This window comes from Anaerococcus sp. HMSC068A02, from assembly GCF_001811125.1.
Taxonomy (GTDB): domain Bacteria; phylum Bacillota; class Clostridia; order Tissierellales; family Peptoniphilaceae; genus Anaerococcus; species Anaerococcus vaginalis_C.
The window spans coordinates 1-1,587 of record NZ_KV803717.1 but is presented as its reverse complement, the minus strand read 5'-3'; the positions used below and the strand labels follow the sequence as shown (position 1 = coordinate 1,587).

The window sequence follows — 1,587 nt, the reverse complement described above, 5'->3', positions numbered from 1 at the left end:
GCTCATATACTAATAGTATAAGAACAGCTTTAAGCATAGTTCTTAAAAATGAACCTAATCATCTATGATAAAATTATAGATATTAGGGATGAAATGGGATTGTTTTATGTGCTTGCTGGGTTTCCAATTTAGGAATTACTCATTTGGTAGACTCCACCCTCATTCCATTGCCTTTCATCTTTTCGGTTGGTTAGGTTCATTTATTGATTACCTGTATAACTCGTGAGCCTGTTGTGGTTTTGGATTAACAGGGCATCCCAAATTATAGGAGGTATATTATGTCAGAAAAAATTGTTGTAGGAATTGATGTGAGTAAAGCTTTCAGTGATATCTGTATTCTATCACCTAATAATGACATCATCAAAAGACTTAAAATTTCTAATGATATTACTGGTATGAAGTCGCTCATCTATGTACTTGAAAAGGTAGAAGATAAGTACAAAGACAGAGCAGTAATTATCATGGAAGCTACTGCACACTATCATCAAATTTTAGCTAATTTTTTCCGTAAGCATAATTACGAAGTCATTGTAATTAATCCGATTCAAAGTGGAGCATTGAAAAATATCAATATCCGAAAAATTAAATCAGATAAAACAGATGCATATAATATAGCGTTGCTATATCGTATTAAGAATTACAACGAAACAATTACGCACTCAGATACCGTTAACAGTATCAAAAAGCTTTGTAGACAGCATAAAGAATTGACGGATGAAATTGTGGAACACATCAACCGATTAATCGCTTTTTTAGATATTTCCTTTCCAGATTTCAAGAAAGTATTTGCGGATTTGCAAGGGAAAACACCTTTGTCTTTGCTTGAAAAATATTCTACTATACAGGAAGTATTATCTCCTGAAAATAAGCAAGATATTATTCAACTGATAAAAGAAAATTCACATAAAAGCAGCTCCTATGCCGAAGTAAAATATGAAAAACTATTGAAAGCTGCTGAAAAATCTATTGAAGTTTGTATAGTAAGCCTTAGTTCAGCAGTACTTATTCAAACAACTGTGAGGGTTATTTTCAGTTTACAGGAAGCTTTGAAAGCAATCGATGATGAAATCAAAAGACTATCTCTTTTAGATGAAAAGTTTCATAAAGAAATAGTGCTTTTACAAAGTATTCCAGGAGTTGGAGAATATACAGCATGTGTTGTTTTATCAGAGCTTGGAGATATATCCAATTTCTCGAAACCGAAAGAATTAGTTGCCTTCTTTGGCTTGGATCCAGGAGTATCCCAAAGTGGAACATACAATAGGAAAAACAATAAAATCTCTAAAAGAGGATCACCTCATGTTCGCTCAATTCTCCATATGCTGGCTAAATCTAATGTGTATCCAAATCGCAACAGAGAGTATTTAAATCCTGTTATGCGAGCTTATTTTGAAAAGAAAATAGCTGAAAAACCATACAAAGTTGTAATGTGTGCAATTATGCGAAAGATGGTTCAAATTATTTTTGCTGTTCTCAGAAACCAAAAATCATTTGAATTAAGAACACCCGAAGAACATCAAAAACTAATTCGAGAAAAGAGTAAGTTGGTCGCATAAACTATTAAAAGTGTTGCCTCAAAAAATGAAA

Annotated in this window: 1 protein-coding gene; it reads left to right on the top strand. The window is 32.6% G+C overall.

From position 1 onward, the window contains the following. Positions 1 to 278: 278 nt before the first annotated feature. Positions 279 to 1,556, top strand: a complete 1,278-nt coding sequence (locus HMPREF2782_RS02700) for an IS110 family RNA-guided transposase (protein WP_070640690.1) — start codon at positions 279 to 281, stop codon at positions 1,554 to 1,556. Positions 1,557 to 1,587: the final 31 nt, after the last annotated feature.